Here is a 20675-nt window from a genome sequence, read left to right as displayed (position 1 = left end):
CGCCCGTCAACCCTTGTCGCCCTGGCAAGCAAGGCGCCACTTTTCTCCCTCTGCCGTTACTTTTTTTAAATGATCCACGAACGGATGTAAGGAAAATATAGATTTGTAAATAATGTAAACCTTATATACTTGATTCTGATGTAACGCTCGCCGTATCCGGCCCGGATTCCCGGGCACCCCTCACACAACAACAAGGTTCGGAGGTTCAATGTTTGCTTCTCCCAGTTTCCGCCTGCGCGCACTTGCCCCGCTGGTCCTGCTTGCTCTTGCCGCCTGTGGCGGCGGTGGCGGCGGTAGTGATTCGCCGGCCGCACAAACCAATCAGGTCACGGTCGCACCGTCCCTTGGCAAATTCTCAGCCAACACCCGTATCGAAATTCACGACATGAGCGACAAGGTGATCGGTACTGGCACGATTGGTGCCGACGGCACGGCCACTGTCGACCTGGGCAGCTATAGCGGCGCCTTTATCGTCAAGGTGGTGGGTGGGGCTGGTGTCAAATACTACGACGAAGCCGCTGGCACCGACGTCGATTTCCCCGCGGGTGAATCGATCGAGGCCGTGGTGCCTGATGCCACGAGCAAATCGATTGCCGTCACGCCACTTACCGATGCCTCGGCCAAGCGCGTCCGTAGCCAGCTCGGCTCGCTGACCGCCGATCAGGTGGCGACCAAGATCAAGGAAGCAAACGCACTGATCGCGCAGGTGTTCGGCGTGGCTGACGTGCTGGTGCCGCCGCGCCTGGTGGATGCGTCGGTCAAGGACCTCAAGGACGACCCCAAGGACAAATATGCGCTGGTGCTCGCAGCTCTGGCTGGCAACGGCAACAGCGGCAAGAAGGCGTTCGAGATCGCCAAAGATCTGGCCAAGGATCTGGCCGACGGCGTGCTCGATGGCAAGGGGACGGATGGCAGTGCCGTCACCGCATTCGATTCGGGGGCGTTCGTCGCCAATATCAACACCGCCCTGATCGCGGCTGCCGAGAAATATGCCGATGATGCCACCAAGGAACGCCTGAAAGCCGACACCTACGTCATCATCGTCAAGCCGACACCGGTTACGCCGACCCAGGTCAGCGATCTGGCCAAGGCCAAGCAGATGCTGAGCGATGTGCGCGTATCGGCGCTGATTGCCCAGGATCGTCTGCTGGGGGTATCGCGCGGTGTGCAGGAGGCAGTTACTGTCGCATCGAATAACGGCTCGCTCGCTGCCGAACACTATCAGTGGCTGGCCAAGGGCATCGAGTTCGCCTCCGATATCGCGGCTGGCCGAGCGCCGGCTGCAGTAAATGGCCAGTATGTGTTGCAGACCTCGGCGGGTGGCGTGGGGGGTAAATGCACTGCCGATGCAACTACCCCTGCGGGTAATGTAACGTGTACCTACGGACGTAATGATCGCCAGGTCGATGGCGCAACCGTCAACTCCGCCTTTGCGTTTACCTTGCATGCAACCGGTAGCGGCGCCTATCAGTGGGATGCATTCAAGAAGACGTTTGCCAGCCCGAGTGCGACGACTGCAACCAAGGTTACCTTTCTGGCCGATATCGATGGCACCGCGACCGTGACCTATGACGGTAGTGGCAGGGCTGTCGGCGTGGTAGCCAAGGGCGACATGCCGTTCGGCTTCGGTTCGACCGACAACAAGACCAGCCTCGATGTCTCCGGCACGCTGAGCAGCGATGCCAACAGGGAAACGTTGACACTGAAAGGCACCGCGACAACCACGCTGAATGGTGTGGCGAGCTCGCTCCAGATTGGTGACGGCAGCGTCGTCTACTTCCCAGCCAATGACGGCACGCCGTATGGCTCGCTGAACCTGGTGGCAGCGGTTGGTGGCAACGCCTACACCGTGTCCGGCACGCTCGACGTGGGTGATCTGTCGGTTATGCCTGTCACCGGCAAGTTCACCGGCTCGGTCTCCAATGCTGTGGGTCCAGTCGCGGACGTGACCGCCAACGTGACGATGGCCGGCGAAGACGCCAACGGCCCGTTCGGCGCGGCTTCGCTGAAGGCAGTCGTACATGGGGCGCTTGCAGAAAACGATGTCACCGTAATCCTCGGCGCGAAGCGTGATGCGGCTACACCGACCAACGTGGCTTACTCGTTGAAGCATACCTTCCATGGCCGCACGATCACGGTCGATGCCGCGACGACCTCCGGTGAGCTTGCCGGCGTGGCAAACCTGTCGAATACCGACGGTGTCGTGGTGACGGTCGAGTTCGACAAGACCACTGGCCAGTACAAGGGCACGGTCAAGGTTGGTGACAACGCGGTTGGTACCATCATCGGCGGTCGAGCGAACTTCGTCGACGGCAGCAGCGAATCGCTGGGTTGATGCCACAGGCTGTTTGATGTTAAAGAAGCCGGCTTTGCCGGCTTCTTTTTTTGGAGTATGCGATGCCCCGCCGCCATTCCCTCGTGCTCGCCGTGATGTTTGCCATCCAGTCGGCCGCCATGGCCAGCCCACTGGCCATTTCCAACCCTGCCGAGATTGCGACGGTTGCTACGAGCCGTCTCGATTTCGAGCTTTACGGTGCCAACGACCCGATCGATGTCATGAAAGCCAGCAAGAGCTGGTCCGACCATGTGCGCTGCTGCCAGGGAAACAATTTCGCGTTGTTTCAGACCAAGCTCGAGCTGGCGGGTGACGCAAAAGGCTGGCGCCTTGGTGTCTTTCATCGGCGCGATGCGCTGGCACAAGGCAACGACGACGTGATTCGGCTGGCACCCTTGCTCGATCGCGGCGATGTGTTGACTCCCGGCAGCACTTACGATGTCGACTATCGCATGGAGTATTTCGCGGCAAACGGCGTCCGTCTGGGGCGTGCCATGGCATTCGATGCCGGTGGGCTCGGCAAGTTTCGCTCCGGCGTGGCCCTGAGTTATCTGCGCGGAACCCGGGTACGCCTGGAGCACGGAGCCGGACATGCCGACGTGGCAACGGCTGACAAACTCAGTTTCTACGGTATTCGGGAGCGGCTGGATTCCGGCCTGAATACTGGCGACCCGAATCAGTTCAACCCCTACGTGAGGGAGGGTAACCCCAGTGGCGACGGGTTTTCTACCGATGTCGGCATCAGTTGGGAGCTGCCGCAGGGCGTGAAGATCAACGCCGTGGTGTCGGATCTCGGTGCGCGTATCCGCTGGCGAGATATTCCGCAGACGGTGACGGCTGGTGCTGTGACCTACGATAACAATGGCAAGCTGGTCGGTGCCGAAAATGGTGCAGCCTCGCTGGTCGAGCAGGATAGCCGTGTGGCGGTCACCCAGCGGCTCAAGGAGAAATGGCTGGTCAACGCCTCTGCACCGTTTGGCGCATACCGGGCGCTGGCCGAGCTCAGCTATATCGACGGCCTGTGGATTCCTCAGATTGGTGGCGCATACGTGGTCAACGAGCGAACCACCGTGGGGTTGTCGTATGACACGCGCTTCAAGGCCTGGCAGATGCAGATGAGCTGGCTCGGCCTGGGCTTGTCGCTCTATGCCAGCGACCTGAATCTGGCTCGCGCGTCGGCCCTCGGGCTTGCCGTGCATACGGCAGGCAAGGGGCTGTAGCCGCGCCCTTGCTTGCCTTAACCCTACTGGTCGGAAACAATGATGGCCAAGGCGCGAATTCCGCTGCTTTCTAGAGAACTCACCATGAACATCGCCATCCTGCTCGACCCGCTCGATCATCTGAAGATCTATAAGGACTCCACCTTTGCCATGATGGAGGAGGCGGCCAGGCGTGGGCATGCGCTGTATGTGTTCGAGCAGCACGAGCTGTTCGTGCGCGATGGCGGCGTGCTGGCGACCATACGGCGTCTGCATCTGACTGGCGACCACACGCATTGGTATCGTCTCGACGCGACCGAGGTCCGGGCGCTGGCGGATTTCGATGCGGTACTGATGCGCAAGGACCCGCCGTTCGATATGGAGTACCTGTATTCCACGCATCTGCTCGATGCCGCACAGCGCCAGGGCGCGCGCGTCGTCAATCACCCGCAGGCCTTGCGCGATTTCAACGAGAAACTGGCCATCCTGCGGTTTGCAGAGTACATCACGCCGACGCTGGTGACGCGCGAGCCGGAGCAGGTGCGCGAGTTCCTGGCGGAGCATGGCGACGTGATCCTCAAGCCGCTCGACGGCATGGGCGGCATGGGCATTTTCCGCCTGAAGCTCGACGACCCGAACCTTGGCAGCATTCTTGAAACACAGATGCAGCAAGGTGCGCAGACGGTGATGGTGCAGCGCTACATCCCCGATATCGTCAATGGCGACAAGCGCATCCTGATCATCGACGGCGAGGCGGCGCCTTATTGCCTCGCACGCATCCCGAAACAGGGCGAGACACGCGGCAACCTGGCCGCCGGTGGGCGGGGCGTCGCACAGCCCTTGTCCGAGCGTGACTGGACCATCGCGCGCGCGCTGGGGCCGCAGCTCAAGGCTGAAGGGCTGCTGCTGGTGGGGCTCGACGTGATCGGCGATTACCTGACCGAGGTCAACGTGACCAGTCCGACCTGTTTCCGCGAGATCATGGACCAAACGGGGTTCAACGTCGCGGCCATGTTCGTCGATGCGCTCGAACGGGCTATGCCATGACTCGCGACTGGGTGGGGGCTGCGCTGCTGCTGGTCTTATCGGCCTGTACGAAGCCGCCGCTGGTGCAGCAGGGGCAGGCCTTCGGCACGACGGTCAGTGTTGCCATTGCAGGTGAGGAGGAACCCCGCGCAAGGCAGGCTGCGATGGCCGTGCTGACCGAGCTGGAAGGGCTGAGCAAGCGCTGGGACCCATGGCAGCCATCCGAGCTGGCCGATCTCAATGCCGCCCTGGCGCAGGGCTCGACACCGCACTCGGCCGACCCGGCCCTGCTGGCGATGCTCAAGGAGGCCCGCAAATACGAGTCGTGGTCCGATGGCATGTTCAACCTGGCGCAGGGGCGGCTGACCGAGCTCTGGGGCTTTCATGCACACCCGGTGACAGCGGCTCGCCCTGAGGAGGCCGAGATCAAGCGGCTGCTGACCGCTGCACCGTCGCTGCAGGCGCTGTCGATTGGCGACAAGGTGGTGTTCGGCAACAATGCTTTCTTGAAGCTCGACCTCAACCGCGTGGCACGCGGCTGGCTGCTCGAGCGCGAGGCGCAGACCCTGCATGGCCAGGACATCGGCAACGCGCTGATCAGCATCGGCGGCGACAGCCTGGCGCTGGGGCGCAACGGGCGTAGCGACTGGACTGTCAGCCTGCCGCACCCGCGCAAGGCTGGCGCGATGGCTACACTGGAATTGAAGGATGGCGAGACGGCCGTCACCGTTGGCGACTACCAGCGCCACTTCGAGCTCGACGGAAAACGCTATAGCGATCTGATCGACCCGCGCAGCGGTTGGCCGGTGAGCGGCATGCAGGCGGTGACCGTGGTGGTGCCGAGGGCGTCACAGGCCGGGCTGCTGGCCGAGGCGGTGACGCGACCGCTGCTGTTTGGCGGTGTGCAGACGGCGGCGGAGTATGCCAAGCGCTTCGACGTGGCCGATGTGCTGATGATCGACATGGCTGGCAAGGTATATGCCACCCCCGGTATAAACAAGCGCTTGTCATGGGTTGGGGACAAGCCTGAGGTGCAAGCCATACCGTAAACGCGTAAAATCAGACGCTTGGGCCTCGATGGGTGCGGTACGCCGCCGGTAGGCCGATATTCGGAACAGCAATGGTTGGTTTACTTCTCATCACGCACGACGAGCTCGGCCAGAGCCTGATTGCCTGTGCCAAGCACATCCTGGGGCCTGACGTGCCCCACTTGGCCGCGATGCCGGTCAACAAGCAGGACGATCCCGCCGATGGCCTGGCGCGAGCGCGCAGCCTGGTCGCGGAACTCGACGACGGTCAGGGTGTCTTGATCCTGTCCGATATTTTCGGCGGTACGCCCAGCAACATCGCCTGTCGCCTGATCGAGGCCGGCCGTATCGAAGCGATTGCCGGGGTGAGCCTGCCCATGCTGGTGCGGGCGTTGACCTATCGCAACGAGTCACTCGAGGTGGTGGTGAGCAAGGCCATCACCGGCGGGCTTGAAGGCGTGCGCTATGTACTGCCAGGGGAATGCAATGCTGCAGTGTGAAATCGAGATCATCAACAAACTGGGTCTGCACGCGCGTGCCTCGAGCAAGCTCACGCAGACCGCGGCTCGCTTCAAGAGCGACGTGTTCATCGCGCGCAATGGCAGGCGCGTCAACGCCAAGAGCATCATGGGAGTGATGATGCTGGCGGCCGCCAAGGGCTCCACGGTTCAGCTCGATGCCAGCGGCGAGGACGAGGCAGAGGCGATGCAGGCGATCGTTGACCTGATCAATGACAAGTTCGGCGAAGGCGAATGACTTCGCTTAGACTGAAAAGCTGAAACAAAAAACAACAATCAAAAATGGCGGGCTGAATGGGGATTACGTTACATGGCATTGGGGTGGTGGGTGGCATTGCCATCGGCCACGCCCATTTGATGTCGCACGAAGAAATCGACGTCGCCCATTACGAAATCTCCGAAGCACAGGTCCCCGCCGAGCAGGCGCGTTTCGACAAGGCCGTGCGCACCACGCGCAAAGAGCTCGAAATGCTGTGGGGCTCGATCCCCGAGAATGCCCCGGCCGAGTTGGGCTCCTTCCTCAGCCTGCACATCATGCTGCTCAACGATGCCACGCTGTCGCGCGAGCCGCGGCAGATGATCGAGGGCCAGCACTGCAATGCCGAATGGGCGCTGAAACAGCAGCTCGACACCCTGCTCGCGCAATTCGACGAGATCGAGGAAGAATACCTGCGCGAGCGCCGTGCCGATGTGATGCAGGTGGTCGAGCGGTTGTTCAAGGCGCTTGCCGGCCAGCCCGCCACGCCGCATCTGGCGCCGCCGCCGAACAAGAACAGCATCCTTGTCGCGCACGAGCTGAGCCCGGCTGACATGGTGCTGTTCAAGGACAACGAGTTCGCAGCTTTCGTTACCGACGTCGGCGGGGCCACCTCGCACACCGCCATCGTCGCGCGCAGCCTCGATATGCCGGCGGTGCTCGCGCTGCACCACGCACACCAGCTGATCCAGGAAGGCGAGCTGCTGATCGTCGATGGCATCCAGGGTGTGGTGATCATCGACCCGGACGAGAAGATTCTCGCCGAGTACAAGAAGCGCCAGACCGCCTGGAACCAGGAGCGCAAGCGGCTCAAGGGCCTCAAGGGCAAGGTGCCGACCACGCGCGATGGCGTGGCTGTCGAGCTGATGGCCAATATCGAGCTGCCTTCCGACATCGAGCAGGTGAAGGCCAACGGCGCGACGGGCGTTGGGCTGTTCCGCTCCGAGTTCCTGTTCCTCGGCCGTGACGAGATTCCCGACGAGGACGAACAATTCGAAGGCTACCGCCAGGCTGTCGAGCGCATGGGCAACCTGCCCGTGGTGATTCGCACGCTCGACCTCGGTGCCGACAAGATTCCCAAGTGGCAGCATAACGACCAGAGCGTGAACCCGGCGCTGGGGCTGTGTGGCATCCGCCTGTGTCTGTCCGAGCCGCAGATGTTCCGCGCCCAGCTGCGGGCGCTGCTGCGGGCCTCGCACTATGGCAATCTGCAGCTGCTGGTGCCGATGCTGATCTCGCTGACCGAGCTGTCGCAGATGCTGATGCATCTCGAGCTTGCCAAGCAGAGCCTCGCCGACGAGGGCATCCCGTTCAACCGCGACATCAAGGTGGGCGCGATGATCGAGACGCCAGCGGCCGCCGTGCTGGTGACGAGCTTCCTCAAGCATGTCGATTTCGTGTCGATCGGCACCAATGACCTGATCCAGTACACGCTGGCGATCGACCGTGGCGACGATACGGTGGCGCATCTGTACGACCCGCTGCACCCCGCCGTGCTGCACCTGATCCACCAGACGATCAAGTCTGCCGACCGCGTCGGTGTGCCGGTATCGGTGTGTGGCGAAATGGCGGGCGACAAGACCTTGACCCGGTTGCTGCTGGGCCTGGGGCTGCGCAAGTTCTCGATGCACCCGGCGCACCTGCTCGACGTGAAGAATCTCGTGCTCAATACCGATCTGGTGCAGATCCAGCCGCTGATCAACAAAATGCTCAAGGCCGAGGATTCCGATAAAATGCGCGACCTCCTCGAACAGCTCAACGCGCTGTAATCTCGCGCAACTTTATGGTTCCTGACGCAATCCCGCTCGACCAGGTCCGGCGCGTGCTGGTGATCAAGCTGCGCCACCACGGCGACGTGCTGCTGACCTCGCCGCTGTTCTCTGTCCTCAAGGCGCACGTGCCCCATGCCGAGATCGACGCGCTGGTGTATGCCGATACCGCGCCAATGCTGGCCGGCCACCCGGCGCTCGGCGAGCTGTTCACCACGCAGCGCAAGGGGGCGGGGTTCGGCGCCGAGCTTGGCCTGTTTCGGCGGCTGCGCGCGCGGCGCTACGACCTGATCATCCATCTCACCGATTCGAGCCGCGGCGCCTGGCTGGCCCGTCTGCTCAAGCCGCGCTGGGCCGTATCGGGCCAGTATGGCAAGCCCGGGTTCTGGAAGCGCAGCTTCACCCATCTCTACCCGATCGTCGGCGGCAACCGCCGCCACACGGTCGAGCTGCACCTCGACGCGCTGCGTCGCATCGGCATCTACCCCGGCCTCGACGAGCGCCGCATGACGCTGGTGCCGGGGCGCGCGGCCGAGGCCAAGGTCGCGTCCTGGCTGGCGGAGCAGGGGATTGCCGCGGGCCAGTTCATCCAGATCCATCCTGCGTCGCGCTGGCTGTTCAAGTGCTGGCCGGCCGAGCGCATGGCGGCATTGGTCGACCGCCTGACCGGGGCCGGCCACACCGTGGTGCTGACCGGCGCGCCCGACGACAAGGAGCGGCGCCTCATCGCCGATATCGAGTCGCGTCTCGCGCAGCCGGTGCATGGCCTGGTCGGGGCGCTCAGCCTCAAGGAGCTGGCGGCACTGACTGCATCCGCCAGGCTGTTCGTCGGCATGGATTCGGTGCCGATGCACATCGCCGCTGCCGTCGGCACGCCGGCCGTGGCCCTGTTCGGCCCCAGCGGGGATGTCGAGTGGGGGCCCTGGCAGGTGCGTGCCGAGGTGCTGACCTCCGACCACAGCTGCCGCCCCTGCGGCAAGGATGGCTGCGGCGGCAGCAAGCGCAGCGAGTGCCTGGAGGCGATCGAGGTCGGCCGCGTGTTCGACGCCGCCACCCGCTTGCTGGGCGAGGCCCGATGAGCGGGCCGCACATCGCGCTGATCCGGCAGAAATACAATGCCGCCGGCGGCGCCGAGCGTTTCGTCTCGCGCGCGATCCAGGCGCTGACCGCCAACGGCGCCGAGGTGACCTTGCTCACGCGGCGCTGGGAGGCGATCGAGGGGATGCGCACGATCAAGGTCGATCCGTTTTACATCGGCAATGTATGGCGCGATTGGGGGTTTGCCCGTGCCGTGGCGAAGACCCTCGAGCAGCATCGCTTCGACCTGGTGCAGTCGCACGAGCGGCTCGACTGCTGCGACCTGTACCGTGCCGGCGACGGCGTCCACCGCGAATGGCTGCGACAGCGTGCCCGCCATGCTGGGTGGCGCGCGCGCGTGTCGATGCGGCTGAATCCGTTCCATGCCTACAACCAGGCCGCCGAGCGGCGCATGTTCGAAAGCGCGCGCCTGAAAGCGGTGATCTGCATCTCCGAGATGGTGAAGCAGGACATCCTGCGTCATTTCCGTATCGACCCGGCCAAGCTGCACGTGATCTACAACGGCATCGATACCGAGCGCTACCACCCGCGCCTGAAAGCCGAGTATCGCGGGCCGGTGCGGCAGTCGCTCGGCATCGGCGAGGATGAGCTGGTGCTGGTGTTCGTCGGCGCGGGCTACGAGCGCAAGGGGCTGGCGACGCTGATCCGTGCCGTGCACGCCGCCAAGTTGCCCGTCCGCGCGCTGGTGGTGGGCAAGGACAAGCACGAGGCCCGTTACCGGCGCCTGGCGCAACAGCTCGGCGTGGCTGACCGGGTGCACTTTCTCGGCGCCCAGCGTGACGCACGCCCTTACTATGCGGCTGGCGATGCCTTCGTTTTCCCGACGATCTACGAGCCCTTCGGCAATGTGCACCTTGAGGCCATGGCCATCGGCCTGCCGGTGATCGCCTCGAGCGCGGCCGGCGGCGCCGAGTTCATCACCCCCGGCGAGAATGGCGAAGTATGCGAGGCGGGGGATGTGGCCGGCTTTGCCGCCGCCATCGACCGGCTCGAATCGGTGGCGCATTGCGCCAGGCTCGGCGAGGCGGCGCGTGCCCGGGTCGAGCCCTATACGCTGGCCCGCATGGCCGACGAAATGGCTGCGCTGTACCGGCGATTGCTCGGTACCTGAGCACGGCGCATCCGGTATAATCCCGCGATTGTTCCTAGCCCGGTTTCACATGTCCGCCACTGACACCAACGTGTCCAGCAAGGAGCTGTATCTGCGCCTGCTGGGCTACGCCAAACCATACTGGCGTATCTTCGCGGTATCGCTCGTGGCGATGCTGATTGCCTCGGGGGCAGAGGCTGCGTTTTCCTGGCTCATGAAGTTGCTGGTCGACGAGAATTTCGTCAACTCGAGCAAGACCATGGCCCCCTACGTGCTGCCGCTGGCCATCGTCGGCCTGTTCATGCTGCGCTCGATGGCGACGTTCGCCAACGACTATGCGTCGAGCTGGCTGTCCAACCGCATCGTCACCGACCTGCGTTTCAAGATGTTCGATCACATGCTCACACTGCCTGTGCGCTATTTTGATGAGCAGGCTTCCGGCCGTTTGCTGACGCGCGTCACCAACGATGTCAACAACGTGACGCAGGCCGGCATCAACGTGCTGACCGTCACCGTGCGCGATGGCAGCCTGATCGTCTGGCTGCTGGCCACCATGCTGCTGCTCGACTGGCGGCTGACCATGGTGTGCTTCCTCATCGTGCCGCTGGTGGCGGGCAGTATCCGCCTGACCGCCAAGCGCTTGCGCGGCTTGTCGAGCGGCCAGCAGAAGGCCACCGGCGAGGTTGCCCAGGTGCTGCAGGAGTCGATCGACGGCCAGCGCATCGTCAAGATCTTCGGCGGCCAGCGCTACGAGAGCGCGCGCTTCCGGCAGGTGGCCGACAAGCTGCGCCGTTTTGGCGTCAAGCAGACCGCGGCCTCGTCGCTCAATACCGGCGTCACCCAGTTCCTGGTCGCAACGGCGCTGGCCTTCATCGTCTATTTCGCCAGCAACCGCGCCGCCAGCCAGCATTTCAGCGCGGGCGACTTCGTTGCCTTCATGGGCGCGATGGCGGCGCTGTTTGCGCCGTTCAAGCGCATCACCAGCGTATCCGACGCGGTGCAGCGCGGCCTGGCGGCGGCCGAGTCGGTGTTCGAGCTGCTTGACGCCAAGCCCGAGGTCGATGGCGGTAGCGAAGTGATCGAGCGCGCTCGTGGGCAGGTGGAGTTCCGCGATGTCAGCTTCCATTACCAGGACCCGGATCGGCCGGCGCTGCGCCACATCAGCTTCAGCGTCAGGCCCGGCGAGACGATCGCGCTGGTGGGCAGCTCGGGCAGCGGCAAGACCACGCTCGTCAACCTGTTGCCGAAGTTCTACCACGTCAGCGGCGGCGAGATCCGTATCGATGGCCAGCCGCTGGAAAAGATCGACCTCAAGAGCCTGCGTGCCAACCTGAGCCTGGTTTCACAGGAGGTGGTGCTGTTCAACGACACGGTGGCGGCGAATATCGCCTACGGCCGTGCCGACACGCCGCGCGACAGGATCGTCGCGGCAGCCGATGCGGCCTATGCGCGCGAGTTCATCGAGCAGATGCCCGATGGCTTCGAGACGCTGATCGGCGAGAAGGGCATGCGCTTGTCGGGTGGCCAGCGGCAGCGCCTGGCGATCGCGCGCGCCTTGCTCAAGGATGCGCCTATCCTGATCCTCGACGAAGCCACCTCGGCGCTCGACACCCAGTCCGAGCGCCAGGTGCAGGCCGCCCTCGAGCGCCTGATGCAGAACCGCACGACCTTCGTCATCGCGCACCGCCTGTCCACCATCGAAAACGCCGACCGCATCATCGTGATGAGCCACGGCGAGATCGTCGAGGTCGGTACGCACGACGAGCTGCTGGCCAAGGGCGCGCACTACGCGATGCTGCACAAGATGCAGTTCCGCGAGGCCGAGGCCGCCGCCGAATGAAACGCGAACGGGCCTTGATCATGGCCCGTTCTGAAAAGGAAGCTGTACATGAGCAAACCATTGACGATCCTGCATACCGAGGCCTCCTGCGGCTGGGGCGGACAGGAGATCCGCATCCTGACCGAGATGGCCGGCATGAATGCACGCGGCCACCGCACGATCCTGCTGTGCCCGCCCGAGGCGAATATCTATCGCGAGGGCAAGGCGCGCGGGCTGGAAGTCCACGCCCTGCCGATCGGCAGGAAGCGCCTGAACGGCGTCGGCGCGTTGCGCGCCTGGCTGAAGAAACACCCGGTCGATGTCATCAACACCCACAGCTCGACCGACTCCTGGCTTGCTGCGCTGGCCTGCAAGACGCTCCGCAACGCGCCGCCGATCGTGCGTACGCGCCATATCTCGCCACCGATCAACAACAAGGCGACCACGCGCTGGCTCTACCAGACTGCAACCCGCTTCATCGTCACGACCGGCGAGAGGCTGCGCGAAACGCTGATCCGTGACAATGGCTACGATGGCAAGCGCATCCTGTCCGTCACTACCGGCATCGACACGCGCCGTTTCGTGCCCGGCGACAAGCGCGCCGCACGCGAGTTGCTCGGGCTCGACCCCGATGCGCCAACCGTCGGCATCCTCGCCACGCTGCGCAGCTGGAAGGGCCACCAGTACCTGCTCGACGCGTTTGCCGGCCTGGCGGACAAGCGTACCCGGCTGTTGATCGTTGGCCATGGCCCGCGTCACGATGCGATCATCGAGCAGATCAAGGCGCTTGGCCTCGATGGCCGTGTCACGCTGCCCGGCAACCAGGATGACGTCGTGCCCTGGCTGCAGGCGATGGACGTGTTCGCCCTGCCGTCCTACGCCAACGAAGGCGTGCCGCAGGCCATGCTACAGGCCATGCTGGTCGGCCTGCCCATCGTCACGACGCCGGTCGGCTCGATCACCGAGGCCATCGACAGCGGTCAGAACGGCTTGATCGTCGAGCCGCAGCAGGTGGCGCCGCTACAGGCCGCGCTGGAAAAGCTGCTGGGCGACCGCGCCTATGCCGAGGCATTGGGCGCCGCGGCACGTACCACGGCGCTCGCGCGCTACAGCACCGAAGTCATGCTCGACAAGATGGAAGGCGTGTTCAGGGGCGTCAGCACGCATGGCTAGTCGTGCCAGGGCACGGCTGCAGGCCGCGCCCCGCTTGGCTCGCAGCTGGCTTGAAAGCCGCTTCCGGCGCCGTTTTCCGGCCGACCCGCAGCGCATCCTGATCGCCCACCACCTGCTGTTGGGCGATACTTTGATGCTGGCGCCGCTGTTGAAGAAGCTGCGCACGCTGTATCCACGTGCCGAGATCGTCATGGCCACCCCCAAGGCGGCCGTGCCGCTGTTCGCCGGCCAGCCTTACGGTGTGCGGGCCTTGCCCTATGATCCGCGCGATCCGGGCAGCGTCGATGCGCTCGCGGCTGAACGCGGCTTCGACCTGGCGCTGATTCCGGGTGACAACCGCTACAGCTGGCTCGCCTATGCCCTGGGCGCCCGTTACATCGTCGCGCACGCAGGCGATCGGCCGGCCTACAAGAGCTGGCCGGTGGACCGGAAAGTCGCCTATCGCAGTGAGCCCGCACCGTGGTTCGACATGGTGTGCGACCTGGTGCCTGGCCCTGCGCCAACGCCGTACCGCACAGACGAGTGGCCGGTGCCGCCGTGCCTGCCGTTCGCTCGGCCGACCGGCGATTACGCCGTGCTGCATCTGGGCGCCTCGAGCACGCTCAAACTGTGGCCGGCAGAGCGCTGGCGCGAACTGGCCCTGCGTCTCGAACGGCACGGTATCCAGCCAGTGTGGAGCGCCGGCCCCAAGGAGACCGCGCTGGTCGATGCGGTCGACCCCGGCGGCATTTACCCCAGCTTTGCTGGCCAGCTCGACTTGGCGCAGATGTGGCACCTGCTGGCCGGCAGCCGGCTGCTGGTGTGCCCCGATACCGGCGTGGCGCACATCGGCAAACTGACCGGCACCCCCACCGTGACCTTGTTCGGCCCTGGCTCGGCATCGCTCTACGGTGCGGGCGAGTTCTGGGCGGCCATGCCTTATCGCGCCTTGACCGTCGATCCGTTCGAGTGCCGTGATCAACGTCAGCTATTCAAACGCGATATTGCCTGGGTCAGGCGTTGCAGCCGTACCACGGCACAATGCCAGGTGCCACGTTGCATGCTGGCGCTGAGCCTCGATCGCGTATGGCAAACATGTAGTGAGTTGTTGCACCGATGAAATCGTTCACGTCTTGGCTCGTCCCCGAACGAGCCTGGGAAGGCCCGGGGTTGGCGCTGATGGCCGCACTGATGCTGGTGCTGCCCTTGTCGCACACAACGGCCCTGCGCAATGTGCTGGCCGTGTTGCTGATCGGCATCAGCGGCTGGGGTGTTGTCGTGCGGCGCTGGCCGTTTCGCTTTCCCTTGCGCACGCCTTGGCTGACGTATGCGGGGTTTGCGCTGGCCTCGCTGGCATGGAGCGTCGACCGCGCGGCCAGCCTGGGCGAATTCAAGTCGGAGCTGCTGTATGCGTTGCTGTGTTTCCTGCTCGGCGCAAACTGGCTGGCCAGGTCGTCCAGGCTGATGCGCGTCGCGCATGCCATGGTTGCGTTGACGGCGGTGTTGCTGGCCGATCTCTTTGCCTATGCGATCGTTACTTATCTCCGCACGGGAGACTGGCCGATGATCACGGGGGGCTGGCTGGCAGGGGTTGGCAAGTTGTCAAGCTACCTGGTGATGGCCCTGCCGTTTCTGCTGCTGGTGGTGGCCCGGCGAGGCGTGCTGGCCTGGCTGGCTGCGTTCCTGCTGGCGGGCACGGCCGTGGCAATCTACATATCCGGCAACCGCATAGGGTTTTTCGTAGTGACGGCGCAGGTGGCCTTGGGGAGCATACTGTGGTGGCCACGCTTGTTACGCCCGCAACGTATCCGGCTGGTACTAGCCGGTTTGGCCTGGCTTGCCGTGTTGGCCGGTGTGGCGACACAGCAGTTCCACGAGCGAGCGCTGTCTGACTACGGTAACGCGGCGGCCGACAAGGGGTATGCGTCGATCGTCTATCAGGTCCAGGCCGACCCACGCTGGATGATCTGGTCTCACACGCTGGAAAACACGCGTGCGCCGTGGTGGCGAGGTGGCGGTTTCGGGTTGACGACGTTCAAGCACCTGTATCCCGAGCTGTCGAATACGCCGGAGACCGAGCTTTATTCGCACGCACACAATCTGCTGTTGAACAAATATGTGCAACTCGGCGCGCCGGGGCTCACGTTGTTCGTCCTGTTGATAGGCAGCGTACTGTTTGGCCTGCTGCGCCCCCCCTCGCCGGGGATCGACGCCTGGCGTATCGCACTGATTATGTCGCTGACGGGCTTGTTGCTCAAGGTGCAGACCGACGACTTCTTCAACCGCGATGTGGGCTGGTATTTCTGGCTGCTGGCCGGGCTGGCCACCGGGCTGGTGGGCAGCCAAGCGGCGCGACGGGATAACCATGGCTAGGCCGCGCATCCTCGTCAGCTATTTCTTCGGACCCGATGCGATTCCGCTCGGCGACTCCTGCGTGCGTGCCTTGCGCCACCTGGGGTGGGACGCGGAGGGCTTCCACGCCCAGGTCGAGAGCCCGCTCAATCTGCACCTGCTCAAGTGGGTGTCACGCCTACTGCGCCGGCTGGGCATGAAGGATGCCGACGTGGCGCTGTGGCTCGGTCACGACAACGACAGCATGCGCGACAAGGCCCTGCTGGCGCATGTTGAGCGCTTCCGCCCGGAGATCGTGCTGGTCATCCGTGGCAATAGCGTGTCTCCTGGGGTGTTGCGGCGCCTCAAGCACGACTTCGGCGTGCGCAAGATCATTGGCTGGTGGGTCAAGGACCCGCGAGACGACTGTAGCCAGCTGCTCAACGACATACAGCTGTATGACGAGTATTTCTGCATTCATCGCTTCGGCTGGCAGGAGAGCGAAACCGCGCGCCATATGGTGGCGCTCGGGGTCGATACCGATCTTTATCATCCCCTGCCCGGCACGCGGCAGCGCCATGTCGCCACCTTTGTCGGCGGCTACAACGAGCGCCGGCGCGAGGCGATGCACGCATTACGCGGCCTGCCGGTGGAAATCTACGGGCCGGGCTGGCGCAAGCCACGCAACGGCTGGGAGCCGGCCATCTGGCGCAGGGTGAAGGCCGACGGCATCTGGGGCGAGGCGCTCAACCGCGTCTACAACGAATCGAAAGTCGTGCTCAACATCACCGGCTGGAACGCCGCGAACAAGACCGGGCTCAATATGCGCGTATTCGATGTGCCTGCCACGGGGGCCTTCCTGCTTACCGATTACAGCGACGAGCTGGCCGAGTATTTCGAGCCTGGCAAAGAGGTGGAGACCTGGCGCACGCCGGAAGAGCTGGCCGACAAGCTGCGCTATTACCTGGCCCACGATGCCGCGCGTGAAGCCATCGCCCGGGCGGGCCACGAGCGCGTGCTGAAGCTGGAGTCGTTCGAGGCCAAGATGCGCAGGATGCTGGCAACCATCGGCGAGGAAGCGGCATGAGCCAGACGGTGATCCAGATCAACCTGCAGCGACATTTCGGCGGCGGCGAGGTCTACACCCGCTTTCTGACCTCAGCCCTGGCGCACCATGGCTGCCGCACCCTGCTGGTCGTTGCGGACGATGCGCCGTTCTGGCGTCAGCTCGATCTGCCCAATACCACGCTGCTGCCGGTTGCCAGCCTGCGCGAGGTGGCCGCGCAACTGCCTGGCGTTGCCACACCCATCATCACCCACGGACCGGTCGACGGTGAATCGCTGGCGGCCTGGCGGCGCGTGCACCCGGTATTCGGGATTGCCCACATGCCGCTGTTTGGGCGCAATCCGCGCGTGTTCGATGGCTATTCGGGTGTGTTCGCGGTGTCCGCTTACGTGCTGGCCAGCTTGCGCGATGCGGGCGTACCCAACCCTTGTCCCGAGCCATTGTATGGCGTGGCCGATCTCGCCCGGTTTGCCAGTGCGGATATCGGCCGCATCGTGCAGACTTCCGAGTACGAGTGGGACATGCGCAAGGGGCGCGATCGCCTGTTGTCATGGCTCGAGCCGCTGGTCGAGCCACTGCGGCGGCGCCCGGTGTTCGAGCGGCGGCCCGGACTGGCGCTTGGCATCGTATCGCGCATCACACCGATCAAGCAGTTTCCGCTGCTGTTCAAGCATATTGCGCCGCTGCTGGCCGAGTTCCCCGCCATCACGCTCGACATCTTTGGCGCCGGGGGCTACGCCTCGGTGCGCGACTTGCGTGCGGCGCTGCCGCCCATCAAGTCGCAGACGCGCTTCTGGGGCCATCAGCACGACGTCGGCAGTATTTACCGCCAGCTCGATTTCGTGCTGTCCGGCCTGCCGGAAAAAGAGGCGCTCGGCCTCAACATCATCGAGGCGCAGGCGTGCAACACGCCGGTGCTCGCGGTCAACGCCCCTCCTTTCACCGAAACCGTGGCGCATGGCCAAACCGGCCTGCTCTACCGCGACCCGCGCGAGGATCAGGGCCAGGAACTGCGCCAGCTGTTGGCCGCACTCACCGCCGGTGACGCACGGCCGAAGCCGCTCAACCATCCCGAGCGTCTCGCACGTTTTTCCTTTGAAGCCTTTGTGCAACGCACCGGCCACGTGCTGGATTTCATTCGACAGAGTGCCGCATGACGCCACCCGATTTCACCGCCCCGATCAAGCTGCTGGTCATCCGCCGCGACAATATCGGCGACCTGGTCTGTACCACGCCGCTGATTGCGAGCCTGCGCCGCCACTATCCGAATGCACGTATCGACGCGCTGGTGAACAGCTACAACGTTGCGGTGCTCGCCCACAATCCACACCTCGACCATGTTTACGCCTACACCAAGGGCAAACATCTCGAGCACGGCGAGTCGGCGTTCGGCAATCTGCTGGCACGGTTGAGGCTATTCTGGCAATTGCGCCGGCAGCGCTACGACTACATCATCCTGGCCGGCAATGGCTATACCGGGCGTGCCGCCGGCATGGCGCGCCGGCTGGCGCCGCGTCATATCGTCGGTTTTACGCCTGACGGCAAGCCGCGCGATGGCATCGACCGGGCGCTTGCCCCGCCGCCACCGGGCATCCACAGCGCCGAGATCATGGCGCCGCTGCTGCATCCGCTCGGCATCGAGGAGGTGCCACCCACCCTGGCCCTTGCGCCTGATCCGGCGCAAGCCGCCGCTGCAGGACACGAGCTGGAGGCGCAGGCATGGTACAAACCGGGCATGAAGATCGTCGGGTTGCACATCAGCGCGCGCAAGCCCAGCCAGCGCTGGCCGGCGGAGCGCTTCGTCGAGCTCGCACGTCGCCTGCACCAGGGCGGCGGTTACGGCTTCATGCTGTTCTGGTCACCGGGCGATGAAGACAATCCGCTGCATCCCGGCGACGACCGCAAGGCTGCCCAGATCATGGCGGCGCTGCGTGATGTCCCGCTCTTGCCCTATCCTACGCAGCGGCTCGAGCAGTTGATCGCGGGCCTGTCGCTGCCCGACACGGTCGTCTGTTCCGATGGCGGCGCGATGCATGTTGCCGCGGGGCTGGGCAAGCCCATCGTATGCTTCTTCGGCAAGTCGGATGCACGCATCTGGCACCCGTGGGGTGTGCCCTATCAGCTGCTGCAGAAAGACACGCTGGATGTCGGCGACATCAGCGTGGAGGACGCCGAGGCGGCCTTGCAGCGCCTCGTGAGTGCCTGAACATTCCGTTCAGCGCGGGGCGGCCGGCGCCTGGCCCTCGTTGCTGGCCAGTTGCACGCCTGCGGGCAGCGCCTGGCACGGGGTGAACGCCTGCGTGACGGGCTCCGTCACCGCGCTGTAGCTCAGCACGGCGAGGTGGTCCGGTGCCGTGTCGTCGAATTTTGCGTAGACCGTCGTGGCCCCGGCGATCTCGACATCCCCTTCGAAATGGTCACCCCGCTTGTCGAGCTTGATCCAGTGCTCCGCATCGCGGGCCACCGCGATCTCGACCGCGCCCGGCAGATCGAGCGAGAAGTGGGTGAGCGCGCCGAGGCTCAGCGTGCCGGCCAGCAGCGTCTGCAGCGTGCCGCCATGCTCGCGGAAGGTGACGTAATCGACCGGGAACTGGAACGCAGAGCCTGCCGGAAACTGCAGCGTGTAGTGCACCACCTGTTCGAACACGTGGCCGGGCGCGTTGGCTTCTTTGGCGTACAGCCGTAGCGTGTAATTACCGGCCGCAGGTGCGGCAACCAGCAACTGGTTGTCGTTACCATGGCGTTGCAGCAGGGTCTGCTGGCTCAGCACATGGCCATCGCGTTCCAGCGATGCACGCAGATAGACGTTGCCGGGCGTGTTGAAGGTGAGCGTCTGCGATGCGCACTGGGCCGTCAGCTGCTGGCGTGTCTCGCGTGCCTCGACGCCATAGCGGTGATAGGCCTCGTAGGGCCGGATCTGTGCGTTGAATGCCGCCAGCGATGGCGTATCCGCTACATGCCAGCGCGGGTCGGCCGCGAAATGGGTATAGGCGAGCTGGCCCGGGTCGACCAGAAAGTGGCGCTCGGAGAAGTGCTTCTTGAACTGCCCTGTGTCGTCCAGCCCGCCTGCGCCCCAGGTCGGTTCGAGCAGATACCATTGCCCAGCGAGCCGGACCGCGGACCAGTCGTGATTGGTGTCGGCGAACGGCTCGCCGTTCTGGTGCAGCACGTCCTTTACATAGCCGCGTATCGAGATGACTTCGAGTCCGGCGAGCTTCGCCATGCGCGAGAACAACTCGGCATAGCCGCTGCAGACGGCCTTGCGCCGCTTGAGCACGCCCTCGGCGCTCAGGTCGCCATATTGGCCGGAGAAAAAGCCGGCGGCGTCGTACTCGATATTCTCGGTGATCCAGCGGAAGATCGCCCGCGCCTTGTCTGCGTCGTCCCTGGCCGTTTCGACCAGATAGGCCACCAGCCCGCCGAGCGTCCGGGTAGCTTGATCGCCTGCCGCCAGCGCATGCCGGTCGATCTGCGTGTAATCGCGTTGCCGCAGCGAGCTGAGCTCATCGGCCTGGGCCGGCAGTGTCGGCCCGCTGCCCAGCAGCAGGGCGGCCAGCAGGCCTTGCCGGACAAGGCGTGATCGGGTGGTGGGGGAGGGCATGCCAATGTTTCCTGTCTGGCGGCGGACAGCTAAATATTAGCATTCAATGAAATAATGTTGTATTGGCCGGAATAGGGAAGGCTATCCGGATTTGGCTGTGGGCGACCCACACGCCTTCCTTGCTACTTCTGCACCCAAACACCGCCAGTTTTCACGGGAGACTGGCTCACAACAACCCTCGTGCAGGTCCACTTGCCAAACTTGGTTTCGGCGGTCGCCCCGATCGGGTAGGCACCCGAAACACCGTCAACAGCCGCTGCTTCCTGTAGGAGGCAAAGCGCATCCAGCGCTGGGTAGCCCCACGGTACAGGGGTCGGAGACATCGCCAGCGCTGCCGCCGTTAGGGAGGCAACGACAACCATTGCTGCGACTTTTCTGTGATTACTC

General features: G+C 64.3%; 17 protein-coding genes. 16 read left to right on the top strand and 1 reads right to left on the bottom strand.

Features of this window, described 5'->3' with window-relative positions:
• Window positions 1–208: 208 nt before the first annotated feature.
• The 16 genes from ABWL39_RS18210 to ABWL39_RS18135 all read left to right on the top strand — a co-directional run bounded on the left by ABWL39_RS18210 (window position 209) and on the right by ABWL39_RS18135 (window position 18893).
• Window positions 209–2335, top strand: coding sequence for a hypothetical protein (locus tag ABWL39_RS18210; protein ID WP_367794690.1), 2127 nt, complete (start codon window positions 209–211; stop codon window positions 2333–2335).
• A gap of 62 nt (window positions 2336–2397) precedes the next feature.
• A complete protein-coding gene (locus ABWL39_RS18205) occupies window positions 2398–3555 on the top strand; it encodes a hypothetical protein (protein WP_367794687.1) in 1158 nt (385 codons plus the stop codon).
• Window positions 3556–3639: 84 nt separating this feature from the next.
• Window positions 3640–4581, top strand: a complete 942-nt coding sequence (gene gshB / locus ABWL39_RS18200) for a glutathione synthase (RefSeq protein ID WP_367794684.1) — start codon at window positions 3640–3642, stop codon at window positions 4579–4581.
• Window positions 4578–5609 (top strand): FAD:protein FMN transferase, encoded by a 1032-nt coding sequence (locus ABWL39_RS18195; protein WP_367794681.1) that lies wholly within the window; start codon window positions 4578–4580, stop codon window positions 5607–5609. The genes gshB and ABWL39_RS18195 overlap by 4 nt, the downstream gene beginning before the upstream one ends.
• Window positions 5610–5680: 71 nt before the next feature.
• On the top strand, window positions 5681–6088 hold the full coding sequence (locus tag ABWL39_RS18190) for a PTS sugar transporter subunit IIA (protein ID WP_367794678.1): 408 nt from the start codon (window positions 5681–5683) through the stop codon (window positions 6086–6088).
• Entirely contained in the window at window positions 6075–6344 is a 270-nt protein-coding gene (locus ABWL39_RS18185; protein ID WP_367794675.1) for an HPr family phosphocarrier protein, read from the top strand. Before ABWL39_RS18190 ends, ABWL39_RS18185 begins: the two co-directional genes overlap by 14 nt.
• Before the next feature lie 56 nt (window positions 6345–6400).
• Entirely contained in the window at window positions 6401–8131 is a 1731-nt protein-coding gene (ptsP, locus tag ABWL39_RS18180; RefSeq protein ID WP_367794672.1) for a phosphoenolpyruvate--protein phosphotransferase, read from the top strand.
• 14 nt (window positions 8132–8145) lie between these two features.
• Window positions 8146–9210, top strand: a complete 1065-nt coding sequence (rfaQ, locus tag ABWL39_RS18175) for a putative lipopolysaccharide heptosyltransferase III (protein ID WP_367794669.1) — start codon at window positions 8146–8148, stop codon at window positions 9208–9210.
• The gene (locus ABWL39_RS18170) at window positions 9207–10340 is read left to right on the top strand and encodes a glycosyltransferase family 4 protein (RefSeq protein ID WP_367794666.1); all 1134 of its coding nucleotides are present in this window, start codon (window positions 9207–9209) and stop codon (window positions 10338–10340) included. Before rfaQ ends, ABWL39_RS18170 begins: the two co-directional genes overlap by 4 nt.
• Window positions 10341–10389: 49 nt before the next feature.
• Window positions 10390–12159, top strand: a complete 1770-nt coding sequence (msbA, locus tag ABWL39_RS18165; protein WP_367794663.1) for a lipid A export permease/ATP-binding protein MsbA — start codon at window positions 10390–10392, stop codon at window positions 12157–12159.
• A gap of 48 nt (window positions 12160–12207) precedes the next feature.
• Complete coding sequence (locus ABWL39_RS18160) at window positions 12208–13311, top strand: glycosyltransferase family 4 protein (protein WP_367794660.1); 1104 nt, start codon at window positions 12208–12210, stop codon at window positions 13309–13311.
• Complete coding sequence (locus tag ABWL39_RS18155; RefSeq protein ID WP_367794657.1) at window positions 13304–14410, top strand: glycosyltransferase family 9 protein; 1107 nt, start codon at window positions 13304–13306, stop codon at window positions 14408–14410. The genes ABWL39_RS18160 and ABWL39_RS18155 overlap by 8 nt, the downstream gene beginning before the upstream one ends.
• A complete protein-coding gene (locus tag ABWL39_RS18150) occupies window positions 14407–15663 on the top strand; it encodes an O-antigen ligase family protein (protein WP_367794654.1) in 1257 nt (418 codons plus the stop codon). The genes ABWL39_RS18155 and ABWL39_RS18150 overlap by 4 nt, the downstream gene beginning before the upstream one ends.
• Entirely contained in the window at window positions 15656–16708 is a 1053-nt protein-coding gene (locus tag ABWL39_RS18145; protein ID WP_367794651.1) for a glycosyltransferase, read from the top strand. Before ABWL39_RS18150 ends, ABWL39_RS18145 begins: the two co-directional genes overlap by 8 nt.
• Window positions 16705–17844: a glycosyltransferase family 4 protein gene (locus tag ABWL39_RS18140; RefSeq protein ID WP_367794648.1), complete on the top strand. Its 1140-nt coding sequence runs from the start codon at window positions 16705–16707 to the stop codon at window positions 17842–17844. The genes ABWL39_RS18145 and ABWL39_RS18140 overlap by 4 nt, the downstream gene beginning before the upstream one ends.
• Window positions 17841–18893 (top strand): glycosyltransferase family 9 protein, encoded by a 1053-nt coding sequence (locus tag ABWL39_RS18135; protein WP_367794645.1) that lies wholly within the window; start codon window positions 17841–17843, stop codon window positions 18891–18893. The genes ABWL39_RS18140 and ABWL39_RS18135 overlap by 4 nt, the downstream gene beginning before the upstream one ends.
• 9 nt (window positions 18894–18902) lie before the next feature.
• On the opposite strand, the gene ABWL39_RS18130 is transcribed toward ABWL39_RS18135, so the two are convergent.
• Window positions 18903–20288, bottom strand: coding sequence for a transglutaminase domain-containing protein (locus ABWL39_RS18130; protein WP_367794642.1), 1386 nt, complete (start codon window positions 20286–20288; stop codon window positions 18903–18905).
• Between the last annotated feature and the right edge of the window lie 387 nt (window positions 20289–20675).

The sequence above is a fragment of the Chitinivorax sp. PXF-14 genome (assembly GCF_040812015.1).
In the GTDB taxonomy this organism is placed as follows: domain Bacteria; phylum Pseudomonadota; class Gammaproteobacteria; order Burkholderiales; family SCOH01; genus JBFNXJ01.
Note: the sequence above shows the minus strand (reverse complement) of the source record. Positions and strands in the feature narration are given on the sequence as shown.